We start from the raw sequence: 23,991 nt of genomic DNA on the forward strand, positions 1-23,991 counted from the left end.
TTTGCTATGGGACGCATTATTGGTATCGATCTGGGCACCACCAACTCTTGTGTGGCAGTGCTCGATGGTGACAGCGCTAAAGTAATTGAAAATGCCGAAGGTGGCCGCACTACGCCTTCCATTATTGCCTACACCGACGATGGTGAGACGCTGGTAGGCCAGGCAGCAAAACGTCAGGCCGTCACCAATCCTGAAAACACCCTTTACGCGATTAAGCGCCTGATTGGCCGTCGCTTTAAAGATGATGTCGTACAAAAAGACATCAAAATGGTGCCTTACAAAATCACCGAAGCTGATAACGGTGATGCTTGGGTTGAAGTAAAAGGTAAAAAAATGGCACCGCCGCAGGTAAGCGCGGAAGTGCTGAAGAAAATGAAGAAAACCGCCGAAGACTATCTCGGTGAAGCAGTAACTGAAGCGGTTATTACCGTACCTGCGTACTTTAACGACAGCCAGCGTCAGGCAACTAAAGATGCGGGCCGTATTGCCGGTCTTGATGTTAAGCGCATCATTAACGAGCCGACTGCTGCCGCATTAGCTTACGGTATGGACAAATCCCGTGGTGATAAAACCATCGCGGTATACGACCTGGGTGGCGGTACTTTCGATATTTCTATTATCGAAGTGGCAGACGTTGACGGCGAAACCCAGTTTGAAGTGTTGGCCACCAACGGCGACACCTTCCTGGGCGGTGAAGATTTCGACTTGGCGCTGATCAACTATTTAGTTGACCAGTTCAAAGCGGATAGCGGTATGGACCTGTCTGGCGACAACTTGGCTATGCAGCGTCTGAAAGAAGCGGCCGAGAAAGCCAAAATTGAGCTTTCTAGTGCACAGCAGACAGATGTTAATCTGCCGTATATCACCGCTGACAATACTGGCCCGAAACACCTTAACGTGAAGGTGACACGTGCCAAGTTGGAGTCATTGGTTGAAGATCTGGTACAGCGCTCGCTCGACCCGTGCAAAATGGCGCTGAAAGATGCTGGTTTGTCTGCATCTGAAATCGACGAAGTGATTCTGGTCGGTGGCCAGACGCGCATGCCGATGGTGCAGAAGAAAGCCGCTGATTTCTTCGGCAAAGAAGCGCGTAAAGACGTTAACCCTGATGAAGCGGTTGCTGTTGGTGCGGCGATTCAGGGCGGTGTACTTGGCGGCGACGTAAAAGACGTACTGCTGCTAGATGTGACGCCGCTAACCCTAGGTATCGAAACCCTAGGCGGCGTAATGACACCGTTGATCGACAAAAACACCACCATCCCCACGAAGAAGACACAAACCTTCTCTACGGCGGATGATAACCAAACGGCAGTAACGATTCACGTCGTGCAGGGTGAGCGTAAGCAAGTTGCGCAGAATAAGTCGCTGGGTCGTTTTGACCTTGCAGACATTCCGCCAGCACCGCGTGGTGTGCCGCAGATTGAAGTGGCCTTTGATCTGGATGCCAACGGCATTCTGAACGTATCAGCCAAAGACAAGGCGACTAATAAAGAGCAGTCGATTGTCATTAAAGCGTCCAGCGGTCTCACGGATGAAGAGATCGAGCAAATGGTACGCGATGCGGAAGCACACGCGGACGAAGATAAGAAGTTCGAAGCGCTAGTGCAGCTGCGTAACCAAGCAGATGGCATGATTCACGCCACTCGTAAAACCGTGCAAGAAGCGGGCGATAAAGCGACTGATGACGAGAAACAAGCCATCGAGAGCGCAATTAGCGAGCTGGAAGAAGCAGTGAAGACTGACGATCAGGACAACATCCAGCAGAAACTGGATGCACTGACCGAAGTGTCTGGTAAGTTAGCGCAGAAAATGTACGCCGAGCAGGCTGAAGCTGCTCAACAGGCGGACGGCGAAAGTGCTGAAAATACTAGCACTAAGCCAGAGGATGACGTGGTTGACGCTGAGTATGAAGAAGTCAACGACGACAAGAAGAAGCAGTAAATCACCTCTATCTGCTAAGGAATGCGGTGACGCGGGAGACAACTCCCGCGTTGCTGTTTCCGCAACAGACGCCTAATTAAGTGCGTAGCTAACCAGGAGGCGTAGGACCCATGTCCAAACGCGATTATTACGAAGTCCTGGGTGTCGAAAAAGGGGCCGATCAGAAAGAGATCAAAAAGGCCTACCGCCGCTTGGCGCAAAAATTCCACCCTGATCGAAACCCGGACGATAACACGTCAGCGGAAAAATTCCGCGAAGTGTCAGAAGCATACGAAGTCTTAAGCGATGGCGAAAAGCGCGCGGCATATGACCAGTTTGGTCACGCCGGTGTAGACGGCCAAGGCGGTGGCTTTGGCGGTGGCGGGTTCGGTGGTGGTGGCGCTGGCGATTTCAGCGACATCTTTGGCGATGTGTTTGGCGATATCTTTGGTGGCGGTGGTGGCCGTCGTCGTGGCCCTAACGCCCCTGCTCGTGGTAGCGACCTTCGCTACAACCTAGAACTTGATCTGGAAAACGCAGTTTCTGGCACAACTGTTGATATCCGTGTGCCACGTCATATTGAGTGTGACCGCTGCGATGGTGAAGGTGCCGAGCCAGGTTCTAGCAAAGAAACTTGCCCTACGTGCCATGGCCATGGCCAAGTGCGTATGCAGCAAGGCTTTTTTGCGGTTCAGCAAACCTGCCCGACCTGTCACGGTAGTGGCCAGCACATTAAAGTACCATGCCACAAATGTAACGGCGAAGGCCGTGTACGGGAAACGCGCACGCTATCGGTGAAGATTCCGCCGGGTGTCGATACCGGTGATCGCATTCGCCTGAACGGCGAAGGTGAGAGTGGCATTAACGGTGGCCCGCCTGGTGATCTGTACGTTCAGGTCGCTATTAAGCCGCACCACATCTTCCAGCGCGATGGCAAACACTTACAGTGTGACGTGCCGATCAACTTTGTTGATGCTGCATTAGGTGGTGAGCTTGAAGTACCTACGCTAGATGGCCGTGTGAAGCTGAAGATTCCGCCGGAAACCCAAACCGGTAAACTCTTCAGGTTACGTGGTAAAGGCGTGAAGCCGGTACGCGGCGGCGCAGCGGGTGACTTGCTGTGCAAGGTGGTATTGGAAACGCCGGTTAATCTCAACGACGAGCAGAAAGATTTGCTTCGTCAGCTGCAAGAGAGCTTTGATGGCAGCAATAGTCACAGCCATTCGCCGAAGAAGACCGGCTTTTTCGACAGCGTGAAGAAGTTTTTTGAAGATATGAAGCCGTAACGGCAATTCACTTCACGGCAGCTCAACGCCCCATCACCTTCGTGTGTTGGGGCGTTTTTATTGCCGGTTGGTTGGGGAAGGGTAGCGCAAATAATTCTTTTTCTGTGCTTTGCGGTTTCTATTGAGAGGATTACGCTAGTGAGAACTTATTCGTAAACTTTATGGAGAGCATACGATGCCGTTATCCCGTGCCGAAATCATCACCTCTTCTGGCGAGCGCTTGATTAACCGTTTGTGCAAACATTGGGCGCACAAGCTTGAGGTTGAGCATGGAGAACAGGAAGCCAAAATCACCTTTGCCAATGGAACTTGCTTAATGCATGCCGAGCCGGATCGCCTGATTGTTTCTCTTGAGACGCTGGAAGAGAACCACTTAGACCAGTTAGAGGGCGTGGTGGAGAGTCATCTTGTTCGTATGGCCAATGATGAACCGCTGGAAATCGTTTGGGAGAACTAATTCGTTCAAAGTAGCGGTGCGTTCCCTTAAGCGCCGCATCATTAAGAGGGGTCTGTTATAATCTTGACCCCTTTTAACCCGTGGCTTTCTTATATCAAGCTGGGTGCTGAACGACGCACGCGCAGGAGTTTCCATGACCCGAATTGCCATTGTAGGCGTAGCAGGCCGTATGGGCCGTACCTTAGTAAATGCGGTAGAACAGCAGGCGGATACCTCGCTAGCAGGTGGCATCGTTGAGCCAGGTAGTTCCTTGGCAGGTGCGGACATCGGTGAGCTGGCGGGCGTTGGCAAACGCGGCGTAGTGGCGGTAGATTCTCTCGCCGCAATCGTAGATGACTTCGACGTGCTGATCGATTTCACTGCGCCGCAGGTCACCTTGGCAAATTTGGCGTTCTGCGCTGAACACGGCAAGCGCATTGTGATTGGCACTACCGGGATGAGCGATGACGAGCTAGCCGAGCTGGATAGCTACCGTGATAAAGTTGCCATGGTATTTGCACCCAACATGAGCGTAGGCGTTAATCTAACCCTTAAGCTGCTCGAAACAGCGGCTAAAGCTCTTGGTGATGAAGGCTACGATATTGAAGTGATCGAAGCTCACCACCGTCATAAAGTGGATGCGCCTTCCGGCACCGCGATTAAGATGGGTGAAGTGGTCGCAGAGAGCATTGGCCGCACGCTAAAAGAGCATGGTGTTTTTGAACGGGTAGGGCAGTGTGGCCCGCGCACCGACAAAGAGATTGGCTTTGCCACTGTACGTGCTGGCGACATCGTTGGTGAGCATACGGTGATGTTTGCGACAGAAGGTGAGCGTATCGAGATTACCCATAAAGCCTCTAGTCGTATGACCTTTGCCAAAGGCGCGGTACGTGCCGCCCGTTGGGTCGCCGACAAAGCGCATGGCCGTTACGATATGCAGGATGTATTGGAGCTAAGCTAAGGTATTGTCAGAGCGACCCCAGGTGCTAGCGTGACAATAAAGGGCTAGCCTAAAGTCGGTAAATCCTGTAACATTCCAAAAATTTTGGCCCAGTGGCTGCAAAAAGCAGCAACAAATCTGCATTGAACACACGCCAATAGGCGTTGAAGATGTACATGTAGAGAAAGCACCGCGCTTGTTGCACTGGCCTTCGGTTAGAAAAAATAGTCAGCTAAATGCTGCGCCATGGCTAAACGCCACGGAAGAGAACAACAAGCGGGATGAAACCGATTTTTTACTATCGGCTTCGTCCCGCTTTTTTACGACCCGACGTTTGCACGCAAACGCCGACAAACCGGATCGCCGAGCCTGCGCCCACAGGCTCCCACCAGCATGGGAGAACTTGTCTTGAATAACCCCGCATTGAGCAAACCCGCGATATTGGCCCTGGAAGATGGCAGTGTGTTTCATGGCATAGCCATTGGCGCGGAGGGCGTCACAAGCGGTGAGGTGGTGTTCAATACAGCCATGACCGGCTACCAGGAAATCCTCACTGACCCCTCTTATACCCGCCAAATCGTCACGTTGACCTATCCCCATATCGGCAATACCGGCATTAATTCTGAAGATGTGGAATCGGCATCGATTGCCGCAGCGGGCCTGGTGATTCGTGATTTACCTCTGCTAGCCAGCAGCTTCCGTTCAGAGCAAAGCCTTTCCGATTATCTGAAAAGCCAAAATGTGCTGGGCATTGCGGATATCGATACCCGCCGCTTAACGCGTATTCTGCGCGATAAAGGCGCGCAAAACGGCGCGATTCTGGCGGGTGCAGAAGCAGAGGGCGATGATGCGGTAGAGCGGGCGCTAGCGGCAGCGAAGGCATTTCCTGGGTTGAAGGGCATGGATCTGGCCAAAGAGGTCTCGTGCAAAGAGGCTTACGAATGGACACAAGGCGAGTGGACCCTGGGCGAGGGTTACGCAGATACGACGCAAGGCGAGCGCCCTTATCACGTGGTGGCGTTTGATTACGGCGTGAAATTTAACATTCTACGCATGCTGGCCGCGCGTGGCTGCCGGTTGACGGTTGTGCCAGCACAAACGCCTGCTGCTGACGTGCTGGCAATGAATCCGGATGGTGTCTTTCTGGCTAACGGCCCGGGTGACCCCGAGCCTTGTGACTACGCTATCAAAGCGATTCAGGAAGTATTGGAAACCAACACGCCGGTATTTGGTATCTGCCTTGGTCACCAGTTGCTGGCGCTGGCCTCGGGTGCCAAAACCGTGAAGATGGGCCACGGCCACCACGGCGCCAACCATCCGGTGCAAGACCTAGACACCGGCACGGTTATGATTACCAGCCAAAACCACGGCTTTGCCGCCGATGAAGCGACTCTGCCAGCCAACGTGCGCGCTACGCACCGTTCGCTGTTTGATGGCACGCTGCAAGGGATTGAGCGCACTGACCGCCCGGCGTTTAGCTTCCAGGGTCACCCGGAAGCCAGCCCCGGCCCGCGCGATGTGGCGCCGCTATTTGATCGCTTTATTGCCATGATGCAGGCGCGCCGCTAACGCTGCCTTTGATAGCAGCCATGTAACGCCGTTTTTTTGTCGCTCATCGTCACCTATTTTGCGGGAACCGTTATGCCTAAGCGTACCGATATCAACAGCATTCTTATCATTGGCGCTGGCCCGATTGTCATCGGCCAGGCCTGCGAGTTTGACTACTCCGGCGCCCAAGCGTGTAAAGCGCTGCGTGAAGAGGGGTTCCGAGTTATTTTGGTTAACTCCAACCCAGCCACCATCATGACCGACCCGGCTATGGCCGATGCAACCTACATCGAGCCAATTACCTGGCAAGCGGTGGAAAAGATCATTGAGGTCGAGCGCCCTGATGCGATTTTACCCACCATGGGTGGCCAGACAGCGCTCAACTGTGCGCTTGACCTGGAAAAGCATGGCGTACTGGAAAAGTACAGCGTCGAGATGATCGGTGCCAACGCTGATGCGATTAACATGGCTGAAGACCGCGATCTGTTCGATCAAGCCATGAAGCGTATTGGTTTGGAGTGTCCGAAAGCGAAAGTGGCGCACACCATGGACGAGGCCTGGGAAATTCAGGCGGAGCTCGGCTTCCCGACCATTATTCGTCCTTCTTACACCATGGGCGGCTCCGGCGGCGGTGTGGCGTATAACAAAGAAGAGTTCGAAGAGATCTGTACTCGCGGTTTCGAGCTTTCCAACAACCACGAGCTATTGATTGATGAGTCGCTGCTGGGTTGGAAAGAGTACGAGATGGAAGTGGTGCGGGATAAGAATGACAACTGCATCATTGTCTGTGCGATTGAAAACTTCGACCCGATGGGCGTTCACACCGGTGACTCGATTACCGTCGCGCCAGCGCAAACGCTGACTGACAAAGAGTACCAAATCATGCGTGATGCCAGCCTTGCGGTACTGCGCGAGATTGGTGTGGAAACCGGTGGCTCCAACGTACAATTTGGTATGGATCCGAAAACCGGCCGTCTGGTGGTTATCGAGATGAACCCGCGGGTATCGCGCTCGTCGGCGCTGGCCTCTAAGGCCACGGGTTTCCCGATTGCCAAAATTGCCGCGAAACTGGCGGTGGGTTACACCTTGGACGAGCTGCAAAACGATATTACCGGTGGTCGCACGCCCGCATCGTTTGAGCCATCAATCGATTATGTCGTCACTAAGATTCCGCGCTTTACCTTCGAAAAATTCCCCCAGGCAAACGACCGTCTGACCACCCAGATGAAGTCAGTGGGTGAAGTGATGGCAATTGGTCGTACCTTCCAAGAGTCGCTGCAGAAAGCGCTGCGCGGGCTTGAGACCGGTAACGATGGCCTTGATCCGATCATCACCGATTTCACGCCAGACAACATGGCGATCATTCAGGGCGAGCTGCAGGCCGCCGGTGCTGAGCGTATTTTCTACATCGCTGACGCTATGCGCTCGGGAATGAGTGTCGATGAGGTATTTGCGCTAACCAATATCGACCCTTGGTTCCTGGTGCAGTTGGAAGACCTGGTGTTGACTGAAAATGCCGTCGCCAAGCGCGCCCTGGCCGATTTCTCTGCCCGCGAGCTGTACCAACTAAAGCGTAAAGGCTTTGGTGATGCGCGTTTGGCCAAGCTGCTTGGTGTAGCTGAAAAGGAGTTCCGCAAAACGCGTCAGGCAGCGGGCATTCGTCCAGTTTATAAACGTGTCGACACTTGTGCGGCGGAATTTGCCTCCGACACTGCTTACATGTACTCCACCTATGAAGAGGAGTGCGAAGCGGATGTGTCGGATCGCCAGAAAATTATGGTCCTGGGTGGTGGTCCGAACCGTATCGGTCAAGGCATCGAGTTTGATTACTGCTGTGTGCATGCCGCTTTCGCCATGCGCGATGATGGCTATGAAACCATCATGGTCAATTGCAACCCGGAAACCGTTTCTACCGACTACGACACCTCTGATCGTCTCTACTTTGAGCCGGTGACGCTGGAAGATGTGTTGGAAATTGCCGACAAGGAGAAGCCGGTAGGTGTGATTGTGCAGTTCGGCGGTCAAACCCCGCTGAAGCTGGCCCGCGAGCTTGAGGCGGCGGGCGTGCCGATTATCGGTACCACACCGGATGCCATCGACCGCGCCGAAGATCGCGAGCGCTTCCAGGTGATGATCGACAAGCTAGGTTTGAAACAACCGCCCAATGCGACCGCCCGTAGCTTTGAAGAGGCGTTTTCCAAGGCAGAGGCGATTGGCTATCCGTTGGTGGTTCGTCCTAGCTACGTGCTGGGTGGACGGGCGATGGAGATCGTTTATGATGCCTCTGAACTTGAAAACTACATGACCAATGCGGTGAAGGTGTCTAACGACTCCCCCGTCCTGCTTGATCACTTCTTGAGTGCAGCGATTGAGATTGATATCGACGCTGTATCTGACGGTCAGCAGGTGGTGATTGGCGGCATTATGCAACACGTTGAGCAAGCGGGTGTTCACTCTGGTGACTCCGCCTGTGCGCTGCCGCCTTACTCGCTGCCTGCCGAAGTGCAGGATGAAATGCGCGAGCAGGTCAAGAAAATGGCCGTTGAGCTGGGCGTGAAAGGCCTGATGAACGTCCAGCTGGCGTGGCAGCATGGCGAGATTTATGTCATTGAGGTCAACCCCCGAGCTTCGCGTACCGTGCCGTTTGTGTCTAAGTGCATTGGCACGTCGCTTGCGCAAATTGCGGCGCGCTGCATGGCGGGTAAAACACTTGCCGAGCAGGGCTTTGAGCGCGAAATCATCCCACATTTCTACAGCGTTAAAGAGGCAGTCTTCCCGTTTAATAAGTTCCAAGGTGTTGATCCGATTCTGTCGCCCGAGATGAAGTCGACGGGTGAAGTAATGGGCTCTGGCGATACCTTTGCAGAAGCCTTCTTCAAGGCGCAATTGGGTGCTGGCGAAGCTATTCCGGCTTTGGATGGTGACCGCAAAGCGTTCCTTTCGGTACGCGAGCCCGACAAGCAAGGGATTATCGAAGTGGCGCGTTCTCTGCTAACATTGGGCTTCACACTATGTGCAACGCGCGGTACAGCGGCAGCACTTGAAGCTGCTGGACTGGAAGTGGAGCACGTCAATAAAGTCTACGAAGGCCGTCCCCATATCGTCGATCTGCTGAAGAACGACGAAATCGCCTACATCGTGAACACGACTGAAGGTCGTCAGGCTATTAACGACTCTTCAATTATTCGCCGTACTGCTCTCGCGCGCAAGGTGCCCTATGCGACCACCTTGGCGGGCGCTAATGCTGTTTGCATGGCGCTTGAGTACGGTAGGGAGATTACGGTGCGGCGCCTTCAGGATCTGCATGCAGGAGCAAGTCAATGAACAAGGTCCCGATGACGGTAGCGGGAGAAAAAAGTCTTCGCGAAGAGCTTAATCACTTGAAGAGCGAAGCACGCCCCCAAGTGATAGCTGCTATTGCTGAAGCGCGTGAACACGGTGATCTCAAAGAGAATGCCGAATACCACGCCGCTCGTGAGCAGCAAGGGTTTATTGAAGGCCGTATCCAGGAAATTGAGAGCAAGCTTTCAGGTGCCCAGGTAATTGACGTTACCAAGCTGCCGAAAACCGGCAAGGTGATCTTTGGCGTTACCGTCTCTTTGCTGAACCTGGATAGCGACGCTAGTGTTACCTACCGCATTGTTGGTGAAGATGAGGCCAATATAAAAGAGGGGCGCATTTCTGTGACCTCGCCTATCGCCCGAGCGATGATTGGCAAAGAAGAAGGCGATGTGGTGGTGGTGAAAACCCCAGGTGGCGATGTTGAGTACGAAATTGAGAGTGTTGAACACCTCTGATTTACCGCTGTGACGCAGGGGCAGGCGTCTTTATGGCGCCTGCGATCCAGACACACTAAAAGGCCCGTGACGATGATGTCACGGGCCTTTTAGTGTCATGCATTCTTTAACGAGTCACGTGCAGGTTAATGCCGTCCGTGGTGGTTTTCAAAACGCGTGATGTTGGAAAGCTTGGGGTTTACCTTTGGGTTACGGCGATAAAGCAGCGCCATTTTGCCAATGGTTTGTACTAGCTCAGCGTGACTGTCGGCGACGAGCTCGTTGAGCATTGCGACGCGGTCATCCCGCTCTGCAATAGCGAGCTTCACTTTAATGAGCTCGTGATCATTGAGTGCGCGGCTGAGTTCTGCGAGCAGATTTTCAGAGACGCCGTTTTCAGAAACGGTGACCACCGGATTAAGGTGGTGGCCAATGCTACGAAATGCTTTCTTTTGTGCCTGTGACAAGCTCATGGTATCTTGCGGTATCCCGGTTAGCGCTTAACGCTCCATCTTACGGTGAAAAGCCGTTAAGTGAAAGCAATCGCTTTAATGTGCCCATCTCTTATTCCAGTGTTAGATTCCCACATGCAGCAAAAGCCCCCAAGCCGTAAACATTCAGTGAGCAAAACCAGCAATAACTGGAAGAAAGAACACTTTGACGACCAGTACGTTAAGCAACGCTGGCAAGATGGCTATCGCTCTCGGGCAAGCTATAAGCTGCTTGAACTTGATGAAAAAGATAAGTTGTTTCGCCCAGGTATGACCGTCATTGACCTAGGCGCTGCCCCTGGTGGGTGGAGTCAAATTGCCGCAGAAAAGGTGGGGCCTGATGGTATCGTGATAGCGTCAGATATCCTGGAGATGGATGCGCTGGCCGGTGTTGACTTTGTTCAGGGTGATTTTACTGAGGAAAGCGTGCTTAATGCGATTCTAGAGCGTTTAGGAAATCGCCAAGTAGACCTTGTGATGTCTGACATGGCCCCCAATATGAGTGGTATGGCAGCAATTGATCAGCCTCAGGCGATGTATCTTGTTGAACTGGCTTTAGAGCTTGCGCGAGAAACGTTGCCAACGGGTGGGCGCTTCTTGGCAAAAGTTTTTCAAGGTGAAGGGTTTGATACCTATTTGAAAGAGCTTCGAAATAGCTTTGATCGAGTGGTTACTCGCAAGCCGGATGCCTCAAGGGCGCGTTCGCGGGAGGTTTATTTCTTAGCGGAAGGATTTCGCGGTTAACGTAACGTAAATATGCGCTGGCGGTCAGGCAAGCTGGCGAGTAATAGCAAAGATTTATCAGTGCGATTGCCAGACAGGCAGGCGCAAATTGTGTCACATTATGCAGGTTGGACGTGCGTGACACAGATGGCCCAAAGCAAAATGTGCTTTGGCAATGGTTGAACGTTAAGCTCTAGTGTAAGGTCTGAGTATTGACGGTTAACTGACGGATTCTTGTAATGAGGGTAGCCCCTTGAACGATATGGCGAAGAACCTGATTCTGTGGTTGGTCATTGCGGCCGTTCTACTGACAGTGTTCAACAATTTCAGTACAGAAAGTGCACCGCAAACCACTAACTATTCTCAGTTTGTGCAGCAGGTGCAAAATCAGCAGGTGCGTAGTGTCACGATTGATGGCTATACCATCATTGGTGAGCGAACGGACGGCTCCCAGTTCCAGACCATTCGTCCAGCGGCGGAAGACCCCAAGCTGATGGATGATTTGTTAAGTAATAACGTGACAGTGGTTGGTAAAGAGCCTGAGCAGCAAAGCATCTGGACACGTTTGCTGATTGCTAGCTTCCCGATCCTGCTCATCTTGGCCATCTTTATGTTCTTTATGCGCCAAATGCAGGGTGGTGCTGGTGGCGGTAAAGGCGGCCCGATGAGCTTCGGCAAATCTAAAGCTAAACTGCTGTCGCAGGATCAGATTAAAACGACGTTTGCTGATGTTGCAGGTTGTGACGAAGCAAAAGAAGAAGTTGAAGAGCTGGTAGATTTCTTGCGCGATCCGACCAAGTTTCAGCGCCTGGGTGGAACAATCCCTCGTGGTGTATTGATGGTAGGTCCCCCAGGAACGGGTAAAACGCTGCTGGCCAAGTCGATTGCCGGTGAAGCCAAGGTGCCGTTTTTCTCGATCTCCGGTTCAGATTTTGTTGAGATGTTTGTGGGCGTCGGTGCTTCACGCGTTCGTGATATGTTCGAGCAGGCCAAGAAACAAGCACCTTGTATTATCTTTATTGACGAAATTGATGCGGTTGGTCGTTCGCGCGGTGCAGGTATGGGCGGCGGTAATGATGAGCGTGAGCAAACGCTTAACCAGCTGCTAGTTGAGATGGACGGTTTTGAGGCTAACGAAGGCGTTATTGTGATTGCCGCGACTAACCGTCCTGACGTGCTTGACCCTGCGCTGTTGCGCCCAGGTCGTTTTGACCGTCAGGTGACCGTTGGTTTGCCGGATATTCGTGGTCGTGAGCACATTTTGGGTGTTCATCTACGCAAAGTGCCGCTGGCTGATGATGTTAAGCCGCAGCTGATTGCACGCGGTACTCCGGGCTTCTCTGGCGCGGACCTTGCAAACTTGGTGAATGAGGCAGCACTGTTTGCGGCCCGTCGTAATAAGCGCTTGGTTGCCATGGAAGAGCTGGAGCTTGCTAAAGATAAGATCATGATGGGCGCTGAGCGCAAATCGATGGTCATGACCGATAAAGAGAAGCTCAACACCGCGTATCACGAATCAGGTCATGCCATTATTGGCTTGGTTGCCCCTGAGCATGATCCTGTTTACAAAGTGACGATCATCCCACGTGGCCGGGCGTTGGGTGTCACGATGTTCTTGCCGGAAGAGGATCGCTATAGTCTGTCGCGTCAGCAAATTCTTAGCCAAATTTGCTCGCTGTTCGGTGGTCGTATTGCTGAAGAGATGACGTTGGGCGCTAACGGTGTGACTACCGGTGCCTCTAATGACATCAAGCGCGCTACAGAGCTTGCTCACAACATGGTTGCTAAGTGGGGCCTGTCGAGTGAAATGGGTCCGATCATGTACGACGAAGATGAATCTCATCAATTCCTTGGTGGCCCTGGTCAAGGTGGCGGTAAGCTGAAGTCTGGCGAAACGACTTCTCGTCTCGATAAAGAAGTGCGCAAAATTATCGACGAGTGTTACGAGCAGGCACGTCAGATTTTGGAAGATAATCGCGACAAGCTGGACGCGATGGCCGAAGCGTTAATGAAATACGAGACTATCGACGCCGATCAGCTGAAAGATATTATGGAAGGCCGTGATCCGCGTCCGCCTGAAGGTTGGAACGACGGTGATTCATCTGGCGGTGGCACACGTGTTAGCGATGATAAGCCAGAAGTGAAGGCTGGAGAATCGGTCGATGACACCCCGCCAGGCGCTTCTGGTGAGGATGGCGAAGAAGATGATGACGAGCCTCGTCGTCGGCCCTCGGATCCGTTAGGTGGCTCTGCTGGATCGTAATTAACGAGGGCTGTAGTAATGTTAGACAAGGCGTCCCATAGCGGGGCGCCTTTTTGTTATGCTGTGAAATAGTTACCGTAACGTTTTTCTCTTATCAGGCCGCAGCATGAAACCGATAGTTGACTCTTCATCGCCTTTACAGGCAGCGGATAGCGCATATCATTTGCGTTGTGGACGCCACTTGCTAGATCTCTCATTTCCAAGAGTAATGGGTATTTTGAATGTTACCCCCGACTCTTTCTCGGATGGAGGGCAGCATGTTGGCTTAGATAGCGCCCTGCGTCATGCTGAGCAAATGCTGGCGGAAGGCGCGGCGATAATCGATGTGGGAGGGGAGTCAACCCGCCCTGGAGCCAGCTTCGTTTCAGAACAAGAGGAGTTAGATCGTGTACTCCCTGTGGTTGAAGCGTTGGTGCGCGAGCTAGATGCACTAGTTTCCGTTGATACGAGCAGCCCCGCTGTTATGCGCGAAGTAAGTGCGCTTGGCGCAGGTATGATTAACGATGTGCGTGCATTAGAGCGAGAAGGTGCGTTAAGTGCTGCGGCAAGCAGTAGCCTGCCGATTTGTGTAATGCATCGCCAAGGTGAGCCTCAGGACATGCAGCAATCGCCGCATTACGATCAGCCTATTGAGCGAGTGGTGGTTGACTATCTGGCTGAGCGCATAGCGCTGTGCGAGCAGGCCGGAATTCGCCGTAGCCGTTTGCTGGTGGATCCTGGCTTTGGTTTTGGCAAAACCATTGAGCATAACTTGCGGCTCTTGAAATACATGAATGAGCTTCAGGCACTCGGGTTGCCAATGTTAGTAGGTATGTCGCGGAAAAGCATGATTGGCAAAGTGTTAGGTCGCCCGGTGGAAGAGCGTCTGGCCGGAGGTCTCGCGCTAGCCGCCATGGCAGTTGAACGTGGTGCTAACATTTTACGTGTGCATGACGTTGGCCCGACAGTAGATGCTGTGAATATGGCCTGGGCGGTGCTTCAAGAAGGCTGTGAGCCGCTCCTAAATAGAGAGGTTACGTCATGACGCGACGTTATTTTGGTACCGATGGTATTCGCGGTACGGTGGGGCAAGCGCCCATTACTGCCGATTTTATGCTAAAGCTAGGCTGGGCAGCGGGTCAGGTGCTGCGTCGTGAAAAAGGCCGTACCCGCGTATTGATTGGTAAAGATACACGCATTTCCGGCTATATGTTTGAGTCGGCGCTCGAAGCTGGGCTATCCGCTGCGGGTGTAGATGTTTCACTGTTAGGGCCAATGCCTACGCCAGGTATCGCTTATTTAACACGCACCTTTCGTGCCGATGCTGGAATTGTGATTTCCGCTTCCCATAATGCGTTTGACGATAACGGCATTAAGTTCTTCTCAGCGGAAGGTAAAAAGCTACCCGATGCAATCGAGGATCGCATCGAGGAAATGCTTGAAGCGCCACTAACAACCGCTGGGGCAGCTCAACTGGGTAAAGCAACGCGTATTGATGATGCTGCTGGGCGCTATATCGAGTTCTGCAAATCGACGTTACCTGATCGCCTTAGCCTGCATGGTCTAAAAGTTGTATTGGATTGTGCGCATGGTGCTACCTATCACATTGCGCCAAACGTATTTCGTGAGCTAGGTGCCGATGTTAGCGTGATTGGCGCTGCCCCTGATGGGTTGAATATTAACCATCAGGTGGGCTCTACCCATCCTGCTGCACTGCGAGCAGCAGTCATACAGCAAGGTGCTGATTTAGGCGTTGCCTTTGATGGGGATGGTGATCGGGTGCTACTGGTAGATGCTGATGGCCGTGAGGTAGACGGTGACGATATTCTTTACCTGATTGCCCGAGACCGTCACGAGCGGGGGCTGCTTGAAGGTGGCGTAGTGGGTACCCTGATGAGTAATTTCGGGCTTGCTATGGCGCTGGAGCGGCTGGGAATTCCTTTTCAACGCGCGAAAGTAGGCGATCGTTTTGTCATGGAAATGATGGCGGCTAATGGCTGGGAGCTAGGCGGCGAATCATCGGGCCATATTGTATGTGGACATGTTCAAACGACCGGTGATGGGGTTGTGTCGGCGTTGCAGGTGTTGGCGTTGATGGTGCGAGAGCAAAAGCCACTGCTATCACTGCTTAAGGGGTTAGAAAAGGTTCCGCAGTCCTTGGTCAACGTTAGGCTGCCTGCGGGCACCAATGCAAAAGATGTCATGACAGCACAGCCGTTACTGGAAGCAGTTACTGCGCTTGAAAGTGAACTAGGCGACCAGGGCCGTGTTTTACTTCGGCCATCGGGCACTGAACCGCTTATTCGTGTCATGGTAGAAGGCCGGGCTCACCTAGATGTTGACCGTTTGGCACATAAACTTGCTGATCAGGTTCAGGCGTTGCTCAGTTAGCTTGCTAAGCAGTCATACTCAATTAGCGTTCTCAACTAATTAAGCTGTATAACAGCGGTTGTCTTGACAAGGCCGCTCCTATACCATTTCGCTCCACCTTGAGTGAGGATAATCGATGCGTACGCCATTAATTGCCGGTAACTGGAAAATGAACGGTTCTACGGCGTTGATTCAAGCGTTTGGAGACGCTTTCACCGCGGCTAAGCTGCCTAATAGCATTGATGTTGTGGTTATTCCGCCGTTTCCCTATTTGGAAGCAGCCCGCATTGCGTTCCAAAATACGCCGCTGCAGTTAGGGGCCCAAACGCTTAATCCTCAGCACTCAGGCGCGCATACGGGTGAAATCAGTGGGCGTATGCTTAAAGAGTTTGACGTAGCTTATGTGCTGGTCGGCCACTCTGAACGTCGGCAGCTTTATAAAGAAGGCGACGAGCAAGTGTTTGACCGCTTAGTAGCCGCACTCGATGTTGGCCTAACGCCAATTCTTTGTGTTGGTGAAACCCTGGAAGAGCGCGATGCAGGAAGCACAATGGATGTTGTGTTGCGGCAAGTTGGCTATGCAATGGCGCGTTTAGAGCCAGCACAGCGGCTTAAGATTGTCATTGCCTATGAACCGGTATGGGCAATTGGCACAGGGCGTACAGCAACGCCTGAACAGGCCCAAGAAGTAATGGCGGGTATTCGTGCCTACCAAGCAGGGTTTGATAAAACGCTCGCCGAGCAGCTTAAGTTGCTTTACGGCGGCAGTATGAATGCAAGTAATGCGGCTGAGTTACTTGCTCAGCCGGATATCGACGGCGGTTTAGTGGGCGGCGCTTCGCTCAAAACCGATGATTTCTACGCTATTTGTCAGTCAGCAGGATAATCCCATGCAAGTTGCAATTCTTATGGTTCATGTGGTGATTGCGATCGCCTTGGTTGTGCTCATCCTGCTTCAGCAGGGAAAAGGTGCCGACGCAGGTGCCTCTTTTGGTGGAGGTGCATCGCAAACGGTCTTTGGTTCGCGGGGGAGTGGTAACTTTCTGTCTCGTGCAACAGGCCTTTTAGCCGCTGGCTTTTTTGTTACCTCCATGGCGCTGGCTTATTTTGCAACGCAGGCCGGACAGGCTCCTGAAGCGGGTATTCCCGACTCTCGCCTGATTGAACAACAGCGCAATATTCCAACGCTTGACGATGGCCCTGCAAGTATGGATAATACCGCGCCAGTGCTAGAGGAAAGCAACGAGTAACATATTGATACTGCTTCTTTAGCCTCCCCTGTTGCCGAAGTGGTGGAATTGGTAGACACGCTATCTTGAGGGGGTAGTGACCGTATGGTCGTGCGGGTTCAAGTCCCGCCTTCGGCACCATCTGTTTTGCTGGCTAGCCAGCTTCCCAGAGTTTTTCAGAAAAAAGCGTTATGCCATATAGAGTAAATCAGGGTTGGCACCTGAGGCGAAAAAGAGTTCTTGACGAAAGCGGATCAAGTGTCTATTATCGCTCCTCTAGATTGATGCGGGGTGGAGCAGTCTGGTAGCTCGTCGGGCTCATAACCCGAAGGTCATCGGTTCAAATCCGGTCCCCGCTACCATCTTCTAGTAACATGAAAGATTTATGAATAAAGCGTCTGTTTAAGCACCTGGTGCATGAAAGTCGCTGATCATGTTGCTAAAGTGGTACTACAGGTTTCTTTCGAAAAGCCCCTTCCTGTGAAGGGGCTTTTTGTTAGTAGCTTTTTTGTTAGTAGCTTTTCGAGAGCCAAGAGTGTCTCCAGAGCGGATGTCTTCCGAATTGCCAGAGACACATTTCCGGGTAACGCCAATCAGCCACCTAGCTTTTCATTCAACTCCTGGCCAGGTGCCTGATGCAACGGCTATAGGAGCTTTGTCTGTGGCCACAAAACACGCTGCGCTTCATGCGCTGATCGAACCTGTCGTAGCCGCTATGGGTTTTGAGCTATGGGGTATCGACCATCTTTCCCAGGGCAAGCATTCGCGGCTGGTAATTTATATCGAACGCGAAAGCGGCGTCAGCGTGGAAGACTGCGCTGATATTAGTCGCCAAGTTAGTGCCGTTATGGATGTGGAAGACCCTATTCCCGGCGAATACCGTTTGGAAGTCTCGTCGCCCGGTATGGCACGTCCCTTATATACCCTGGATCAATTTATTCGCTATCAAGGCCATCACGTTGCACTCAAGCTACGCGTTGCTTTTGATGGGCGGCGTAAATATCAAGGTCTTCTCGCCGGTGTCGAAGGCGATGAGGTACTGCTACAGCTGGATGGCGAAGAGTACTGTTTTCCAATCGAAAGCATTGATTCTGCGCATGTCGTCCCGCAATTCGACGAATAAACGGGTGGCGGCTTCCGGCAGGCTGCCGGGATGATGCACAAAAGGACAGGTTTTCTGGCGAGGCAAACGCATGAGTAAAGAAATTTTAATGGTCGTGGACGCGATCTCTAACGAAAAAGGCGTCCCCCGCGATGTTATTTTTGAAGCGGTTGAAGCCGCGCTAGCCAGCGCGTCACGCAAGCGTTTTGATCAAGAAGAAGCCAATGTGCGCGTCCATATCGACCGTCGCACGGGCGACTACGACACGTTCCGTTACTGGACCGTGGTCGAAGATGACGAATTTGAAACACCGGATTATGAAATTAAAGAAACCATTGCCGAGCAGCGTGATCCGCCGCTTAAACTAGGCGATGTGGTCGAGAAGAAAATTGAAAATGCCGTGTTTGGACGTATTGCTGCGCAAACAGCTAAGCAAGTTATCGTCCAGAAGGTACGAGAAGCTGAACGTGCAGAAGTTGTTCGTCAGTACGCTGACCGTGAAGGCGAGTTGGTGGCGGGTATTGTTAAGAAAACCACCCGCGATGGCTTGATTATTGACCTGGGTGAAAATGCCGAGGCGTTCTTACCGCGTAACGAAATGATTCACGGTGAGCGCTACCGCATGAATGAGCGGGTTCGTGCATTGTTAGTGAAGGTTGATCCAGATGCACGTGGTGCGCAGCTACAGCTGTCACGTACCTGTCCTGAGTTCATCATTGAACTATTCAAAATTGAAGTGCCTGAAATTGCTGAACAGCTAATTGAAATTAAAGGCGCCGCGCGTGACCCAGGCTCACGAGCCAAAATCGCCGTTAAAACTAATGATCGGCGTATCGATCCTGTTGGGGCGTGCGTTGGTATGCGTGGTTCGCGCGTACAGGCAGTGTCGTCAGAGCTGCAAAACGAACGTGTCGATATTGTGCTGTGGGACGATAATCCGGCCCAGCTGGTGATCAACGCAATGGCACCTGCCGATGTGGCGTCTATCCTGGTTGACGAAGATGCCCATGCGATGGACGTGGCTGTTGCGCAAGACAACCTAGCTCAGGCTATTGGCCGCAGCGGTCAGAACGTACGTTTGGCCTCTGAGCTAACTGGCTGGCGTATTAACGTGATGACTGAAGATGAAGCTGAGTCAAAGCGTGAGCAGGAAATTGATAGCCTGGTGGACTCCTTCGTTCAGCACCTCGAAGTGGACGAAGATGTTGCCCGCCTATTAGTAGAAGAAGGGTTTACCACCCTGGAAGAAGTTGCCTACGTGCCGCTTGAAGAGATGCTCGAAATCGAAGAGTTCGATGAAGATTTGGTGGAAGAGCTGCGGGCACGAGCGAAAGACGAGCTGCTGACGATGGCGATTGCCTCGGAGGAAGCGCTAGACGGTGCCCAGCCAGCAGACGATCTGCTGGACATGGACGGCATGGAGCGCCATCTGGCCTTCATTCTGGCTAGCCGTGGCATTGTCACCATGGAAGATCTCGCCGAGCAGTCTGTCGACGATCTGGTCGATATCGAGGAGTTGGACGAAGCGCGCGCAGCGGCACTGATCATGACTGCCCGTGCGCCCTGGTTTGAAGACGATGGCGTATCGGATTCAAACACACAGTAAAAGGTCACGGGCTGAGGAGGGTCACTATGTCAGATATGACAGTTAAAGATTTTGCAGTGAAGGTGGGCCGTGATGTGCCCCGCCTATTGGAACAGATGAAAGAAGCAGGTTTAAAGCATGCGTCAGAAAGCGACGCGGTATCTGAAGACGATAAGCAAACGCTGCTAAGCTTTTTGAAAAAAAGCCATGGCGGCGGCGACAGCGATCCTAGTAAAAACCGCATTACGCTGACGCGTAAAACCCGTAGCCGGATTAAAACCGGTGAGCGTGGAAAAACGATTGAAGTGCAAGTACGTAAGAAAAAAACGTACGTTAAAAGCGCCGAAGAAGATAAGCCGAAAGCTGCTGAGCCTAAGCACTCTGGCCCGCGCCAGTTAGTGGGTGATATGGCAGAAGCGGAAGCCGAGCGAAAAGCACGTGATGTTCGCGAAGCAGAAGAGAAAGTAGTCGCGGCGAAAGCGAAAGCGGCAGAAGACGCTGCACGCAAAGCCGAGGAAGAAAAAGCCAAGGCGAAAGCGGCTGAAGTGCCCAGTATCCCTGTGCCTGAGCTGCAAATCGACGACACGCCGACGCCTGATGATCTTCCGCCCGCACCGCCGAAAGAAGGCCGTACGGATCGCCGTACTGCGCCGCCTAAAAAGGCAGCAGCGAAGAAGAAAGGTCGTGATGACGAGGATGATCGTGGTGATCGCGAAGAGCGTAAGCGCGGTGGCGGCGGTAAGAAAGTAAAACGCGCCGAGCGCCGTGGCGGCCGCCGTGGTGGTGCTAACCAAAGCGGTAACGGCAAGCATGCGTTTCAAAAGCCAACCCAGCCGATCGTGCGTGAAGTTTCGATCCCTGAGTCGATCAGCGTTGCTGATCTAGCCGACAAAATGTCGATCAAGGCCAATGAAGTCATCAAAGCCATGTTCAACATGGGCGCGGCAGTGACCATCAACCAAACGATTGACCAGGATACAGCGGCCATCGTAGCGGAAGAGATGGGCCACAAGGTCAAGCTAGTGAAGGACGACGCGCTGGAAACGGAAATGCTCGAAGGCATCTCCTATGAAGGCGAAGAGATCACTCGTTCTCCTGTGGTTACCGTCATGGGTCACGTTGACCATGGTAAAACCTCGCTGTTGGATTATATCCGTCGCGCTAAAGTCGCCACTGGCGAAGCGGGTGGTATTACCCAGCATATCGGTGCTTACCACGTGGAAGACAACCACGGCGGCGTTACCTTCCTGGATACCCCTGGCCACGCAGCGTTTACCGCGATGCGTGCTCGTGGTGCCAAGGCAACGGACGTGGTTATTCTGGTTGTTGCTGCTGACGACGGCGTGATGCCACAGACAATCGAGGCGATCGAGCACTCCAAAGCTGCCGAAGTACCGATGGTTGTGGCGGTGAATAAGATCGATAAGCCGGGTGCTGATTTCGACCGTATTCGTAATGAACTCTCCCAGCATGGCGTGATTTCAGAAGAGTGGGGCGGCGACACTCAGTTCGTACATGTGTCCGCCAAAACTGGCGACGGTATTGAAGAACTGCTGGAAGCCATTCAGCTCGTTTCTGAAGTACTTGAACTCACCGCTGTGCCGTCAGCTCCTGGTAAAGGCGTTGTTGTTGAATCGCGTCTTGATAAAGGCCGCGGCCCGGTTGCCACGGTGCTGGTGCAAAACGGTACGCTGAAGAAAGGCGATATCGTTCTTGCGGGTCTGCACTATGGTCGCGTTCGTGCGCTGACCAACGAGCTGGGCAAGCAAGTTGATACTGCAGGCCCTGCGATGCCGGTCGAAATTCAGGGTCTGGATGGTACTCCGGATGCGGGTGATGACTTCATGGTCGTTGCCGACGAGAAGAAGGCCCGTGAAGTGGCTAACTTCCGCCAAGGCAAATACCGTGAAGTGCGCCTGGCGCGTCAGCAGAAAGCCAAGCTGGAGAACATGTTCAGCCAGATGGGCCAAGACGAAGTGGCCAAGGTCAACATCGTTCTGAAAGCTGACGTTCAAGGTTCGTTGGAAGCGATCAAAGGCGCCTTGGAAGAACTCTCCACGGGTGAAGTTGAAGTTGCTGTTGTGTCGTCGGGTGTTGGTGGTATCACCGGTACCGATGCCAACCTTGCGCTTGCTTCTGAAGCGATTGTGGTCGGCTTTAACGTCCGTGCTGACGCTGCTGCTCGTGAAATCATCGAACGTGAAGGTCTGGATCTACGCTACTACAGCGTTATCTACCAGCTAATCGATGAAGTTAAGCAGGCAATGAGCGGTATGCTTGCTCCCGAGTGGAAAGAAGAGATCGTCGGTGTGGCTGAAGTGCGCGACGTGTTCCGTGCGCCGAAAATTGGTGCAGTGGCTGGCTGTATGGTTGTCGAAGGCACCGTATCGCGCAGCAAGCGTATCCGTGTACTGCGTGACAACGTCGTCATTTACGAAGGTGAACTCGAATCGCTGCGCCGCTTCAAAGACGACGTTCAAGAAGTGCGTAACGGTATGGAGTGTGGCATCGGCGTGAAGAACTACAACGATGTTCAGGTCAACGACAAGATCGAAGTCTTTGACCAAGTGAAGGTCGAGCGTAGCCTGTAAGGCCGCGAGGAGCAATCATGCGCGAATTTAAGCGTACCGACCGAGTCGCCGACCAGCTCCAAAAGGAGCTGGCGGTACTGATCCAACGCGAAGTAAAAGATCCGCGTTTAGGGATGATTACGGTAAGCGGTGCCACCGTTAGTCGTGATCTTGGCTATGCCGATATCTATGTCACCCTATTGGGTGAGCAAGATCCCGCGCGTATTAAGGAAAACCTACAAGTGCTGAAACGCGCTGCGGGTTTTCTGAGAAGCCAAATTGCTAAACGTATCAAGCTGCGTCATGTACCTGAACTGCGCTTTCATTACGATGAAAGCGTGGTGCGTGGCCAGCACCTCTCCTCATTGATTGACGAAGCGGTGTCAACTGACCGTGCTCGCCAGCATGATGATGAGGACGGTAGCGATAACGTCAGTGGTGAGGAGACGCGCTAATGGCACGTCGCCGTCGTGGATTGCCGGTTAACGGCGTACTGCTGCTGGATAAGCCTAAGGGCATTTCTAGTAATCATGCGCTGCAGCGTGTGCGTCGTCTGTTTGAGGCGCAAAAAGCCGGTCATACTGGCACGCTGGACCCCATGGCAACAGGTTTATTGCCTATTTGTCTTGGGGAAGCCACTAAGTTTTCCGCGCACCTGCTAGAAGCCGACAAGATGTACCGCACCCGCGTAGAACTGGGGGTGATCACCGACACCGGCGATGCCGAAGGCACGGTCATTGAGCAGCGAGAGATTCCCAGCTTAACGGCTGAGGATGTCGAGTCAGTCTTAGCTCGCTTTCACGGCGAGATTGACCAAGTGCCGCCGATGTATTCGGCATTGAAGCATCAAGGCAAAAAGCTTTATGAGCTTGCCCGTGAGGGTAAGCACGTTGAGCGTGCAGCGCGGCGAGTAAGCGTGTATGATGCGCGGCTGCTTGCTTTCGAGGGCACTGCCTTTGAACTGGAAGTTAGCTGTAGCAAAGGCACTTATATTCGCACCTTGGCTGAAGATATTGGCTATGCCTTGGGCTGTGGTGCCCACATTAGTCAGTTGAGAAGGCTCAAAACAGGGCCTTTTACCGGCGATGCGATGTGGACGCTGGAAGGCCTTGAGGCCTTGGCAGACCAGGCCACCCGCGAGGCTGAACTAATGCCTGCGGATGTGCTGGTTGATCATTTGCCGTCGCTGACGGTAGATGAAACGGCTTTTGGGCGTCTTGCACACGGTCAGTCGGCTAGTTTAGCGATTGATACGCTTGAGCCTGATGCGCTAGCAAGACTTTATTACGCTGAGACGTTTATCGGCCTTGGCGTTGTAAAAGGAGCTCAGGAAGTAGCTCCCAAGCGGCTGTTAAGTACCGTCGCTATCTCGTAAAGCGTTGCAAGGATGTAGCAATTTGCGCGAAAATTGTACGTGAAGATAGTCGCCTGAGACTGCAAATATGCGTGGTCTCAACCATTCATTTTTTAGGCATATTGCTTACTGGAGAGACAGATGGCATTAACCGCTGAGAAGAAGGCCGAGATCGTCAACGAATACGGCCGCGGCGATAACGATACCGGTTCCCCTGAAGTTCAGGTTGCACTGCTGAGCGCCAACATTAATGGCCTGCAGGACCACTTCAAAACCAACAAACAGGATCACCACTCTCGTCGTGGTCTGATCCGCATGGTAAACCAGCGTCGTAAGCTGTTGGATTACCTAAAGCGTAAAGATTTTGAACGCTATCAGTCTCTGATTCAGCGTTTAGGTCTACGTCGTTAATCATTAAC

Annotated in this window: 20 protein-coding genes and 2 tRNA genes; 21 read left to right on the forward strand and 1 reads right to left on the reverse strand. The window is 52.8% G+C overall.

Translation table 11 applies throughout. The annotated features are described in order from the left end of the window. Positions 1-6: 6 nt before the first annotated feature. The 7 genes from dnaK (at position 7) to greA (ending at position 9,927) form a co-directional block, all read left to right on the forward strand. Positions 7-1,941 carry a molecular chaperone DnaK gene (gene dnaK / locus K1Y77_RS01400; protein WP_030074130.1) on the forward strand — a complete coding sequence of 645 codons (1,935 nt, stop codon included), beginning with the start codon at positions 7-9 and terminating at the stop codon, positions 1,939-1,941. A 110-nt stretch (positions 1,942-2,051) separates the two neighbouring features. Next, positions 2,052-3,206 (forward strand): molecular chaperone DnaJ, encoded by a 1,155-nt coding sequence (dnaJ, locus tag K1Y77_RS01405; protein ID WP_030074129.1) that lies wholly within the window; start codon positions 2,052-2,054, stop codon positions 3,204-3,206. 175 nt (positions 3,207-3,381) lie between these two features. Then, entirely contained in the window at positions 3,382-3,663 is a 282-nt protein-coding gene (locus K1Y77_RS01410) for a DUF2218 domain-containing protein (protein WP_030074128.1), read from the forward strand. A 133-nt stretch (positions 3,664-3,796) separates the two neighbouring features. Beyond that, entirely contained in the window at positions 3,797-4,603 is an 807-nt protein-coding gene (gene dapB, locus K1Y77_RS01415) for a 4-hydroxy-tetrahydrodipicolinate reductase (RefSeq protein ID WP_030074127.1), read from the forward strand. A gap of 402 nt (positions 4,604-5,005) precedes the next feature. Next, positions 5,006-6,151, forward strand: a complete 1,146-nt coding sequence (gene carA, locus K1Y77_RS01420) for a glutamine-hydrolyzing carbamoyl-phosphate synthase small subunit (RefSeq protein ID WP_030074126.1) — start codon at positions 5,006-5,008, stop codon at positions 6,149-6,151. A 72-nt stretch (positions 6,152-6,223) separates the two neighbouring features. Continuing rightward, on the forward strand, positions 6,224-9,454 hold the full coding sequence (gene carB / locus K1Y77_RS01425; protein ID WP_264429956.1) for a carbamoyl-phosphate synthase large subunit: 3,231 nt from the start codon (positions 6,224-6,226) through the stop codon (positions 9,452-9,454). Beyond that, positions 9,451-9,927: a transcription elongation factor GreA gene (gene greA, locus K1Y77_RS01430; protein WP_030074124.1), complete on the forward strand. Its 477-nt coding sequence runs from the start codon at positions 9,451-9,453 to the stop codon at positions 9,925-9,927. Before carB ends, greA begins: the two co-directional genes overlap by 4 nt. A gap of 125 nt (positions 9,928-10,052) precedes the next feature. On the opposite strand, the gene yhbY is transcribed toward greA, so the two are convergent. Next, positions 10,053-10,379, reverse strand: a complete 327-nt coding sequence (yhbY, locus tag K1Y77_RS01435) for a ribosome assembly RNA-binding protein YhbY (RefSeq protein ID WP_030074123.1) — start codon at positions 10,377-10,379, stop codon at positions 10,053-10,055. Positions 10,380-10,493: 114 nt separating this feature from the next. On the opposite strand from yhbY, the gene rlmE reads away from it, so the two are divergent. From rlmE to rpsO, 14 genes are all read left to right on the forward strand, one after another. Beyond that, the gene (gene rlmE / locus K1Y77_RS01440) at positions 10,494-11,141 is read left to right on the forward strand and encodes a 23S rRNA (uridine(2552)-2'-O)-methyltransferase RlmE (RefSeq protein ID WP_030074122.1); all 648 of its coding nucleotides are present in this window, start codon (positions 10,494-10,496) and stop codon (positions 11,139-11,141) included. 232 nt (positions 11,142-11,373) lie between these two features. Beyond that, a complete protein-coding gene (gene ftsH / locus K1Y77_RS01445) occupies positions 11,374-13,383 on the forward strand; it encodes an ATP-dependent zinc metalloprotease FtsH (RefSeq protein WP_264429957.1) in 2,010 nt (669 codons plus the stop codon). Between the two features lie 106 nt (positions 13,384-13,489). Beyond that, positions 13,490-14,407 carry a dihydropteroate synthase gene (folP, locus tag K1Y77_RS01450; protein ID WP_264429965.1) on the forward strand — a complete coding sequence of 306 codons (918 nt, stop codon included), beginning with the start codon at positions 13,490-13,492 and terminating at the stop codon, positions 14,405-14,407. Next, positions 14,404-15,753 carry a phosphoglucosamine mutase gene (gene glmM, locus K1Y77_RS01455; protein WP_264018953.1) on the forward strand — a complete coding sequence of 450 codons (1,350 nt, stop codon included), beginning with the start codon at positions 14,404-14,406 and terminating at the stop codon, positions 15,751-15,753. Before folP ends, glmM begins: the two co-directional genes overlap by 4 nt. 115 nt (positions 15,754-15,868) lie before the next feature. Then, on the forward strand, positions 15,869-16,618 hold the full coding sequence (gene tpiA, locus K1Y77_RS01460) for a triose-phosphate isomerase (RefSeq protein ID WP_030074118.1): 750 nt from the start codon (positions 15,869-15,871) through the stop codon (positions 16,616-16,618). Between the two features lie 4 nt (positions 16,619-16,622). Continuing rightward, positions 16,623-16,982 (forward strand): preprotein translocase subunit SecG, encoded by a 360-nt coding sequence (gene secG, locus K1Y77_RS01465; RefSeq protein WP_264429968.1) that lies wholly within the window; start codon positions 16,623-16,625, stop codon positions 16,980-16,982. A gap of 33 nt (positions 16,983-17,015) precedes the next feature. Continuing rightward, a tRNA-Leu gene (locus tag K1Y77_RS01470) sits at positions 17,016-17,102 on the forward strand. Between the two features lie 144 nt (positions 17,103-17,246). Continuing rightward, positions 17,247-17,323 (forward strand) — tRNA-Met (locus K1Y77_RS01475). 299 nt (positions 17,324-17,622) lie between these two features. Further along, complete coding sequence (gene rimP, locus K1Y77_RS01480; RefSeq protein WP_030074116.1) at positions 17,623-18,084, forward strand: ribosome maturation factor RimP; 462 nt, start codon at positions 17,623-17,625, stop codon at positions 18,082-18,084. 70 nt (positions 18,085-18,154) lie between these two features. Further along, a complete protein-coding gene (nusA, locus tag K1Y77_RS01485; RefSeq protein WP_030074115.1) occupies positions 18,155-19,669 on the forward strand; it encodes a transcription termination factor NusA in 1,515 nt (504 codons plus the stop codon). 26 nt (positions 19,670-19,695) lie between these two features. Further along, positions 19,696-22,239, forward strand: a complete 2,544-nt coding sequence (gene infB / locus K1Y77_RS01490; protein ID WP_030074114.1) for a translation initiation factor IF-2 — start codon at positions 19,696-19,698, stop codon at positions 22,237-22,239. Between the two features lie 17 nt (positions 22,240-22,256). Beyond that, positions 22,257-22,673, forward strand: a complete 417-nt coding sequence (rbfA, locus tag K1Y77_RS01495) for a 30S ribosome-binding factor RbfA (RefSeq protein ID WP_030074113.1) — start codon at positions 22,257-22,259, stop codon at positions 22,671-22,673. Next, a complete protein-coding gene (gene truB, locus K1Y77_RS01500) occupies positions 22,673-23,593 on the forward strand; it encodes a tRNA pseudouridine(55) synthase TruB (RefSeq protein ID WP_264018952.1) in 921 nt (306 codons plus the stop codon). Before rbfA ends, truB begins: the two co-directional genes overlap by 1 nt. Positions 23,594-23,713: 120 nt before the next feature. Beyond that, on the forward strand, positions 23,714-23,983 hold the full coding sequence (rpsO, locus tag K1Y77_RS01505; protein WP_009723734.1) for a 30S ribosomal protein S15: 270 nt from the start codon (positions 23,714-23,716) through the stop codon (positions 23,981-23,983). Positions 23,984-23,991: the final 8 nt, after the last annotated feature.

The sequence above is a fragment of the Halomonas qaidamensis genome (genome assembly GCF_025917315.1).
Taxonomy (GTDB): Bacteria; Pseudomonadota; Gammaproteobacteria; order Pseudomonadales; family Halomonadaceae; genus Vreelandella; species Vreelandella qaidamensis.